The sequence below is a fragment of the Syntrophomonas sp. UBA5494 genome, from assembly GCF_002426325.1.
Genome location: NZ_DIPG01000037.1, coordinates 2,988 through 13,114, shown reverse-complemented (window position 1 = coordinate 13,114; position 10,127 = coordinate 2,988). Strand labels below are relative to the sequence as shown.

Below are 10,127 nucleotides of genomic sequence, written 5' to 3'. Positions count from 1 at the left end.
AAAATTATTAACCTCCCGGGATTGTAAGATACCTATTTTCCTCTCGTAACAATAAATGAAGAAAAACGAGAGGCAGGGTGAAGCTATGAAAAAGCTGGTTTGTTATCTGGTGCTGGCAGTGTTCCTGTTGTCTCCGGCCGGAACGGCCAGTGCTAAATTATTTTCCGGGACTTTTGCGGATATCCAGGGCCACTGGGCTGAAAGTGAAATCGAAGCTGCCTATAGCCAGGGTTTAATGCTGGGTACCGGGGTGAATGAGTTTGGTTATAAAACGTTTTCGCCGGAAGAAAAAGTAAACCGTTTTCAACTGGCGGCTGTTTTAGCCCGGGCTTTTGATTTGGACTACGGGAATATGCGGTTTATGCAGGAGCCCGAGACCAGCGATTATTACTATGATTTGCGGGAAGAAGCATGGTACAGTCAGGCGGTGGTTCTGGGCGCAGTCAACCACCTGTTTCCCCCGCAGGGTAGTTTTGCGGGGGAAGAAAATGTCAGCAGGATTGAGGTTGCCAGGAGTATCTACCATGCTTTTCAGGCCCGGGGAATCACCATACCCATGATCATGCTGATGCCGTTGTACGATGATACCGCCCAGCTTTCCCGGGACGATGCCAATGCTATGGTATTTGTAAGCAACACCGGCATCATGAAGGGGAACGACAATCTTTTCCGGCCCTATGATCCCATCAAGCGGGCTGAACTGGCCCGGGTCTTGAATCAGTGTGTAAAACTTATTGAAATGAATCCTGTGCAGGCCGGCCCGGTTCCTGCGGTTAAGCTGGAGTGCAAAGAAGTGAAAAGCGAATCGCCGCTTATAAACATAGACCTAAATATTCCTGTCATTACCGGTCTGCAGGATGAAGAGATACAAGCCCGTTTGAATGAGGTTATGGAAAATGACGCCCGGCAGCGGCAGGAAGCTATGGAACAACAAGCCCAGCTTGATTCTGATTTTATACTGGCTGAGCCGCTCCACACCTACGGGATTGCGAGCCGGTTTAATCAGTATTATGTAACCCGGGACATATTGAGTTTCTATGTGGATTATTACACTTATACCGGAGGGGCCCATGGCATGACCGATCGTGTGGCCTATAATTTCGATTTAAATACCGGTCAGGAACTGGCCTTAAGCGATCTATTCGCCCCTGACTCCAATCATATAGAAATGATTAATGAGCGGGTAAGGTCCATAATTGCGTTTAATCCGGAAGAGTATTTTGAAGGGGAACATGGGTTTCAGGGCATAAATGAGGAGCAGCGTTTTTACCTGGAGAACGGGAACCTCATCGTATATTTCCTGCAGTATGAAATTGCTCCGTATGCCGCCGGAATAAGGACGTTTCCTGTCGCCCTCCCATCCGCCCCAGACCAACAGGCTGACAGCGATGAGGCTGCAGTTATGAAACTGGTTAGCGACTTCGGCAGTAAACTGAAAAATGTCTCACTGCTGGCCCCTGCGGAGGCGGTGAAAAACAGCCTACAGGAAAACTATGGCGGTTTAGCATCCCCCGCACTTCTGGCCAAGTGGCAAAATGACCCTGACAATGCTCCGGGCCGGGCGGCTTCGAGTCCCTGGCCGGAGCGTATAGATATTACCGTTGTGGAGAAGCTGTCAGATTCCAGCTACGAGATTAAGGGCGAAATTATAACCATGACCAGCGTGGAGATGGTTAACGGCGGTGTGGCCGGCAAAAAGCCGGTTATTCTGGAAGCAGAGAAAATCGATAACCGCTGGCTTATTACTTCATATGAATATGAGGATGCAGCCGTGTACAGCAATGGGGAATACGGTTTTACTTTTTCCTTGCCGGAGAGCTGGCAGGGCTATTCGATAATAGCGGAAAACTGGGAAGGTATCGATCCTGAAAGTTCCACCAAAGAAAATGGCCCGCTGATTTCCATCAGACATCCTCAATGGACGGAGCAGAACCCGCGCCAGGATATTCCCATTATGGTGTTTACGCACCATCAATGGAACCTGATTCAGCAAGAAGAACTCAGTGTGGGTGCGGCGCCGATCCCCCCAAAGGAACTGGACCGTAATACCAAGTACGTATTTGCTCTGCCCGCCCGCTACAATTTCGCATTTCCAACCGGGTATGAAGAAGTAGAAAAAATATTGGAAAGCAATCCGCTGAGAGCATTTGAGCCTGGATCCTCAATTAAACCTGTCGAAGCAAATATCAGGATAAATAATTTTAGCTGCTCCCCCCAACAATTAACTGTTACTGGCACTGCCCGGGTTTGGGAAGCCAATGTCCTCTACGAGGTAACCGATAAGAATGACAAGGTTCTGTCTAATGGTTTTACTACCGCCTCGATCGGGGCGCCGGAGTGGGGAGAGTTTAGTTTTTCCATCGAGGGTGATTTAAGTGAGGCCCATGTGTTAAGAGTTTTTGCTGAAAGCGCCAAGGATGGAAGCAGAATGGATACAGTCGAATATTTTCTTAAGCCTTTCGGCAGGGCGGAAATTCTGGCCAAAGAACCCGGGTCAATTCTGGTAGAAGGGGTTTTAGACGGTTATTCTGATCAACCAACCCGGTTCTATTTTGCCATAAGCCCGGAAACAATAATAACTGACGCCAATAACATCCAGCTATCAGAAAGCCAATTGCAGCCGGGAGACGAACTGCAAATATGGGTATCATATCCCGGCCTGGTTCTGGAATCATGGCCGGCACAGGCCGGAGCAGGCAAGATAGTCAGAATAACGGATGATATTGATTGGCAGGGACTGGCCGCCGATTTCAATCCTCCTGCTATCGACGGTTTGTTGGCAGCGATTAAAAACAACCCGGTTGCCGGTGCAGGGAATATAGAGATCACTGCTGATATAAAGCGGGAATTCAATCAGATGGGTGAGGATTACCGCTTTTTTTTTATGCCCGAGGTAAGCTGGTATGATTTTGATTCTGACGGCGCCGCCATCTCGTATATGATCTTTACCTGGAGCGGTGAATTCGGTACTTTTCCCGAGTCGGTGCCTCCATATCAGGCGGAAGCACGGTTGCGAAAAGTATTTGCCGCGCCTGATGATGCATATCCGCCGTTAATACATCAGGCTTACCCTAAACTGGTGAGGTTTGACGGCGCAGCCTATTCGCCCTGGCCGGAAAGCTATAACAGTGATACCATGGTTTATGACTTAATAGAATTGAAAGGGCGCCATGATGGAAATTACACTTATTACACCGCTACCGCCAATGAATATGGCTTTGATGTCAATGGTTATTATGAGCCCGGGGCAAATGAGGAGTTCCTCCTGGCCAAGTCAAAGGCTCTGGGACTGGACTATGATTCCACTCTGGAAAAGTTGCTGGCAAACGGGCAAATTACCGGCGCGGAAAAAAGCCGGACTTACAAAATTGAATTCCGTGTTGATACTAACAGCCCGACCCCAAAAATTGTTGCTGTTGACAGACGCTAAACGCTTATCGGTTTGAGCCATTCAAACCAATGGCATGGTTCGGTTGGCGATGATGCCATAGCTCAAACATTTATACAATGATGGGATAGCATAGTGCCAGGGTATATATAAAAGGGGGAATTGCGGTTGGAGGGGTTGTCATCCAGGACTTTATTGCACACTGGCTTACAGATAGTAGGCCTAGTGACAATCATCAAAGGCATAGTAAATCTTATAGCTGTTTGCGGAACTATTCTTGCCAACCAGGAGATGATGTTATTGGGATTACATGTCTCTGCGGCTTTAGCTCCGACGCTTATGGTAGCTGCTGGAGTGTTTCTAATCATCGGGTCAAAAGGTTGGGTTGAAAAACTATATCCCGATAATGAAGAAAAACCTGAGTCAGGTGAAGCCCTTTTTATTTTGGCAATGAAAGTTCTTGGCGCGGTGCTTATCGTTCAGGCTTTGCCCGATGCAGTGCAGATATTATCCAACCTGGTATATCTACAAAGTGTTAGTCCGATATGGAATACCGATGTTCAAAAACAATTTGTATTTACCCATCTATTATCCACTTTACTTTATTTTATTTTTGGTTGGTATCTGCTTAAAGGGGGGCATTTTTTGATACGGATGGCTTTCAAGGATACAAAAGATGACGAATGAATATATGGTCTTAGAGGGTAATCTTTTAATGGGGAGTATAGTGCGCCCATTGTCAGACGGTCTTAGTCAGAAAACAGGCAAAATAACCGCCCCCATGCCTTTTGCGAAAAAATCGTTTCATAATTGACTCGGGGTAACACCCCGAGTTATTGGTTAGGGATGAGAAGATATGAGGATATTGCTAGTAGAAGATGATAAAACGATAGCGATAGGAATAGAATATTCACTTACGCAAGAGGACTTTTCTATAATTCCGTGTCATGACTTTAAATCGGCGCAACAGGTGTTAGCCGAGGAATTAAACCAAATTGATCTATGTTTGTTTGACTTGTCGCTGCCGGATGGAAGTGGGTATGAGTTGTGCAAATATGTTAAACAGCACAGCGACATACCGGTTATTTTTCTAACCGCCATCGATGATGAGGTGAACGTAGTAATGGGTCTGGATATGGGAGCAGATGATTATGTTACCAAGCCGTTTCGCATCCGGGAGCTGATTTCGCGGATAAAATCGGTTTTGCGCCGGTATCATAAGCAGGCTCAGGGCAGAAGCATCATTGAGATAGAAAATGTTGTGATTAATACCTTGGAAGGAAAGGTTTATAAAAATGGCAGCGAAATCACCCTGACTGCTCTGGAGTACCGAATACTGCTTGCCTTCGCCAACCATGTCGGACAGGTTCTTTCCCGAAATCAACTATTGGAACAGATCTGGGACATAGCCGGTGACTTCGTAAACGATAATACCTTAACCGTTTATATAAAAAGGTTGAGGGAAAAGCTGGAAGATAATCAACAGCACCCAACCCTGATTAAAACAGTGCGGGGTTTGGGTTACAAGGTTGGTGAATAGACTGCTGCGTAATAGAGAGGTTCAAATACTCTTACTGGTAATGGGATCAATTAGTATGGCGGCAACGGTTGCCGCTGCTTTTATTTCGCCCTTGGCTGCGTTGCTTACTTTTTTGGCCTGTGGTTTGATTATAGGCTGCAGCTGGATGTATACCAAATGGAGATATCGGGAAATAGCAAAGCTCTCCAAATACCTGCGCCAGATCAGCGGAGGTGATTACTCCCTGGATGTCCGGGACAATCAGGAAGGCGAGCTGAGTATACTAAAAAACGAGATTTATAAAGTTACATTGATGCTTTCAGAGCAGAACTCGCTTCTGCAGCAGGAAAAGCTTCGTCTTACCGATGCCATTGCAGATATATCTCATCAGCTCAGGACCCCGCTGACTTCCATGATGGTAATGGCCGATTTACTTAGTGACGCTAAACTGCCGGAAGCAAAAAGAACCGAGTTCACCCATAGAATACGCATGCAGCTGGAACGTATTGAATGGCTGCTTTCTTCATTATTGAAACTGGCCAGGATCGATGCCGGAACGGTAGTTTTCAAGAAAGATTTGATTTTGGTAAAAGAGCTTATTCAAAGAGCGTTTGAACCGGTGTCAATCCCAATGGATATAAAGGAGCAAACCGTCTCTATCACCGGAGATGATGGGGTATCTTTCCGGGGGGATCTTAATTGGAGCACCGAAGCTTTGATCAATATTCTGAAAAACTGTGTGGAACATACCCCGGAAGGCGGCGTTATTTCTGTTTCCTTTGCGGAAAATGCGCTTTTTACCGAAATAATCATTGCCGATAATGGGGGAGGAATTCCTAAAGATGATATACCCTATATTTTCCAACGTTTTTATAAAGGCGTAAATGCCGGCGAAGGCAGCATTGGTATTGGACTGGCTATGGCTCACAGCATTATTTCCGCTCAAAATGGAGCTATTGAAGTGAAAAGCGAGGGGAACAAGGGTACCCAATTCAAGATAAAGTTTTATCGGCAACTGATTTAACATAAAACAGGGGAGGAGCGTTCTAGCTGAAACCGCCTGGTTTCACGGACTCTTTCGTCTCCATACTCTCAAAGTGACTAAATAGTAATATTACAGTCACTTATCTGTCATTTTGGACAGATATACTTTTACCCATCACCACAAAATGGAGGTTTCATAACTTGGAAATCTTGCAGATAGAACATCTGTCTAAAATCTATGGTAAAGGGGAGACAGCCGTTAAAGCCCTTGATGATGTCACCTTTTCAGTAAAAAGAGGTGAATTTATCGCTGTTGTTGGTCCTTCCGGATCAGGCAAATCTACGCTTTTGCATTTATTGGGCGGAGTAGACCGGCCCACGAGCGGAAGGGTAATAGTGGACAGCACCGACATCTACCGCCTGGACGAGACACAGTTGGCAATCTTTAGACGCAGGCAAATCGGCCTGGTTTATCAGTTTTATAATTTGATTCCAGTCTTGACGGTGGAAGAAAATATTGCCCTGCCCCTGCTGCTTGATGGCCATCAGGTCGATCAGAATCATTTCGATAAAATTGTAAACACTTTAGACCTTCAAAATCGCTTGCCCTATCTGCCGAATCAGCTTTCCGGCGGTCAGCAGCAAAGGGTTTCCATTGGTAGAGCTTTAATCAACAATCCTGCTCTGATGCTGGCCGACGAACCCACCGGCAACTTGGACAGCAAAAACAGTACTGAGATCGTTGACCTACTAAAAATGTTTAACAAAACCTATCAGCAAACCCTGATCATTATTACCCATGATGAACGAATTGCCTTACAGGCTGACCGGGTTATCACTATCGAAGACGGCCGAATTGCCCAGGATGAGGTGATTCGCCCATGAATATCGTAAACATACTGACTTTGAGAAATTTGCAGCGCAACCGAAGACGGACCCTGGTCACCATCATAGGTGTCATTATCTCTGTAGCTATGGTAACGGCGGTGGCGACTCTGGGCATATCCTTTATGGATTTAATGCAAAGAATGAGCATCGCCAGGGATGGAGAATGGCATGTTCTGTATAAAGATATAAATCAAGAACAGCTGCAAGCCGTCAAAAGTGATGCACAAACCGAAACCCTTATCATATCCAGGGATCGCGGCTATGCCCTTTTGGAAGGAAGTCAAAACAGAAACAAACCTTATCTATTTATCAAGGAATACAATACCCGGGGTTTTGAGCAGTTTCCCATTGAATTGACCAATGGACGTCTGCCTCAGACCAACAATGAAATTGTCATCTCCGAGGAAATCGCTCAGAGCGCCAAGGTGAGTTGCCAGATTGGCGATCAACTTGTGCTGGATATCGGGGAGAGATTTATAGCTGAAGGCAAACAGGCCTTGACCCAGCTGACCCCATTACGTCGAACCGGAGACGGTGAGATTGCCGCAGAAACCTTAACAAATAAAACCACCCATAACTACACAATAGTAGGAACTATCGCTCGTCCTACCTGGGAACCCACTTGGGCGCCAGGCTATACCATTATCAGCTATGTGGATGAAAGCATGATAGGTACAAATGAAACCGTGAATGCCTTGGTGGTCTTAAACAAAGTGCAAAGATCACTTTACAACCATGCCCGGGATCTGGCCTTGCAGAATAACATTGCCGGCGTTGAATTTAATAATTCCTTGCTGCGTTATTACGGTGTAACCGAAATTGAGAGCCTGCACAAGACTCTTTATTCCTTGACCGCAATTATTATGGCAATCACTGTAATAGGCTCGGTGGCATTGATCTATAATGCGTTTGCCATCTCTGTTGCTGAACGCTCCCGGTATCTAGGCATGTTCTCCAGTGTAGGGGCAACCAGAAAGCAGAAACGAAATTCGGTATTTTTTGAGGGAGCAGTCATAGCCCTGATAAGCATACCTGTAGGAATCTTATGTGGTCTGGGCGGGCTGACCATTACCTTCTGGTTTATCAATCCGATGATACAGGGGGTGTTCGGGGCATCTGAAGAATTCACGGTGGTAGTAACCCCCATGTCGATACTAGGCGCAGGGGTTATTTCCTTACTGACTATCTTCATTTCCACCTATTGGCCGGCCCAAAGGGCCTCTGATGTCTCGGCTATCGACGCCATCAGGCAATCAACTGATATTAAGCTCACCGCTAAAGCGGCTAAAGCTTCCCCGCTTATTCGTAAACTTTTCGGATTTGAAGCCGAAATCGGCTTAAAAAATCTAAGAAGAAACAAGCGCAGGTACCAGGCCACGGTATTTTCACTGGTAATAAGCATAGTTCTGTTTTTGACGGTTTCGTTTTTTACCGATAATCTAAAAAAATCAGCTGAACTATCCCAGGATGGGGTCAATTTTGATATCCAGGTCATCCTGCCGGGAGAAAACCCTGAAACAGATGAAGAACTGGTACAGTCTATTGCAGGTCTTAATAATGTAACCGAATATTCCATAGTAAAAGACTTGACCCTACATTCAAGGATAGATGAAAAATTTATTGCCAAGGAATTACAAGAACAAGTCCGGGAAGATAACCAAATGCTTGAAAACGGGAAATACTCCTACTATATCGATATACATGCTCTAGATGAAAAGAGTCTCAAGGGTTATACCGAAATGATCGGCGCAGATTATGATCAGCTTAGAACTTCACATGAATTATCGGGAATTGTAATTGATAAAATTTCTTATCAGGATTATGATGCCAGAAAATATATTGAGACTAAAGCTATACAGGCGGAAATCGGCCAAAAGATTGAACTATGCCGTATTGATAGGGATTCATCCCAAGAGACCTATTTAAATGAGCTGCAAGTTGCCGCATTGACAGATCAGACCCCAATGGGTGTTTTTCCAGCCGGGCTGGGTGGACTGACCGTTATTGTATCGGAACAAGTATTGGATGAGTTGGCTGCCCAGGGCTTAATTGCTGACACCCGGCTTTTGCTGAAGAGTACTGATCCCATGGCAACTCAACATCAGATTGAGGAACTGTCTGAAAGCAATCTGAATGTCTACAATGTTTATCAGGCCAGACAACAAGAAGAACAGATTATGTTGTTGATATCAGTATTTACCTATGGCTTCATTGTTCTCATCACGGCGATTTGTATTGCTAATATCTTTAATACCATTTCCACCAGCATTGCCCTGCGGAAAAGGGAATTCGCCATGCTTAAATCGGTGGGTATGACCCCCCGGGGTTTTAATAAAATGCTTAATTACGAAAGTATCTTCTACGGCATTAAGTCTCTGCTTTATGGACTGCCGCTTAGCGTAATGTTAATGTATTTGATCTATAGGTCTATGATGTACAGCTTTAGCTATGGCTTAGTACTTCCCTGGACAAGTATAGGGTATGTTATTATCATTGTTTTTGTTATCGTCGGGGCAGCAATGCTCTATTCCAGTTCAAAGGTAAAACAAGATAACATTATCGATGCCTTGAAACAGGAGAATATCTGACAAAGTTGTCACGGGTACGGGGGTGTTGCTATGTTTTGTGCTGCGGACGGGATGGCCTTGTTTTGCATTTATGGCATCAATTGGTTATTATATAATTAGCTAAATTAGCTAATCTGTTTATAAAAGGAGGATGGCGGATGAAAGTGCCCTCCACCGAATTGCAGAACAATTTTGGCAAATACTTGATGCTGGCGGCTCAAGAAGATGTCATCATTACCCGCAACGGCCTTGAAATAGCCACATTGTCAGCCATAAAACACGATGCTGAGAAGCCGGCAGCAATTATGGTCGGCGAGAAGGCGAAAGATTTCAGCTATGGGGGCCGCAAGGCAACTTTTGAGGAATTTGTGGAGCTCACGGAGGACAGTGCGGAGAGATACGAATACATCGATGGCGAGATCTACCTGCAGTCTTCGCCCAAAACCCGTCATCAGTTGGCTCTGACTGAGCTGTTGGGCATTTTTTATAACTGGTTCCAGGGCAAAAAATGTGTTCCCTTCGTAGCCCCATACGACATCACCCTCAGGCGAAACCCTGAAAATATCAATGTAGTGCAGCCGGACATCATGGTTATCTGCGACCTGGAGGAAAAGCTCAATGAAAAGGATTACTACATGGGCACGCCGGCTCTGGTGGTGGAGATCCTGTCGGAAGAGACCCGCCGCATGGACCTGATCAAAAAACTCGATCTCTATATGTCCTGCGGGGTGGAGGAATACTGGATCGTCAATCCGCTAAACCGGGAGGTTATGGTGTACCT

The 10,127-nt window shown here is 45.6% G+C and carries 7 protein-coding genes; all 7 read left to right on the top strand.

Annotation, left to right across the window (positions count from 1 at the left end; all coding sequences use genetic code 11):
- Positions 1-55: 55 nt before the first annotated feature.
- A complete protein-coding gene (locus tag B3W37_RS03715) occupies positions 56-3,430 on the top strand; it encodes a PdaC/SigV domain-containing protein (protein WP_483174824.1) in 3,375 nt (1,124 codons plus the stop codon).
- Positions 3,431-3,613: 183 nt separating this feature from the next.
- Positions 3,614-4,075, top strand: a complete 462-nt coding sequence (locus B3W37_RS03710; RefSeq protein ID WP_483174823.1) for a hypothetical protein — start codon at positions 3,614-3,616, stop codon at positions 4,073-4,075.
- Between the two features lie 169 nt (positions 4,076-4,244).
- Positions 4,245-4,928, top strand: a complete 684-nt coding sequence (locus B3W37_RS03705; RefSeq protein ID WP_481039391.1) for a response regulator transcription factor — start codon at positions 4,245-4,247, stop codon at positions 4,926-4,928.
- Positions 4,921-5,931, top strand: coding sequence for a sensor histidine kinase (locus B3W37_RS03700; RefSeq protein ID WP_483174822.1), 1,011 nt, complete (start codon positions 4,921-4,923; stop codon positions 5,929-5,931). Before B3W37_RS03705 ends, B3W37_RS03700 begins: the two co-directional genes overlap by 8 nt.
- A gap of 161 nt (positions 5,932-6,092) precedes the next feature.
- Positions 6,093-6,776: an ABC transporter ATP-binding protein gene (locus B3W37_RS03695; RefSeq protein WP_483170084.1), complete on the top strand. Its 684-nt coding sequence runs from the start codon at positions 6,093-6,095 to the stop codon at positions 6,774-6,776.
- Positions 6,773-9,367, top strand: a complete 2,595-nt coding sequence (locus tag B3W37_RS03690; protein WP_483174821.1) for an FtsX-like permease family protein — start codon at positions 6,773-6,775, stop codon at positions 9,365-9,367. Before B3W37_RS03695 ends, B3W37_RS03690 begins: the two co-directional genes overlap by 4 nt.
- 137 nt (positions 9,368-9,504) lie before the next feature.
- The coding region (locus B3W37_RS03685; protein ID WP_483174820.1) for a type II toxin-antitoxin system prevent-host-death family antitoxin at positions 9,505-10,127 on the top strand (623 nt) is incomplete at its 3' end.

Excerpts from the sequence above, each read along its gene's own strand:
- B3W37_RS03715 (WP_483174824.1), top strand. The coding sequence starts at position 56 with ATGAAGAAAAACGAGAGGCAGGGTGAAGCTATGAAAAAGCTGGTTTGT.
- B3W37_RS03705 (WP_481039391.1), top strand. The coding sequence starts at position 4,245 with ATGAGGATATTGCTAGTAGAAGATGATAAAACGATAGCGATAGGAATA.
- B3W37_RS03690 (WP_483174821.1), top strand. The coding sequence starts at position 6,773 with ATGAATATCGTAAACATACTGACTTTGAGAAATTTGCAGCGCAACCGA.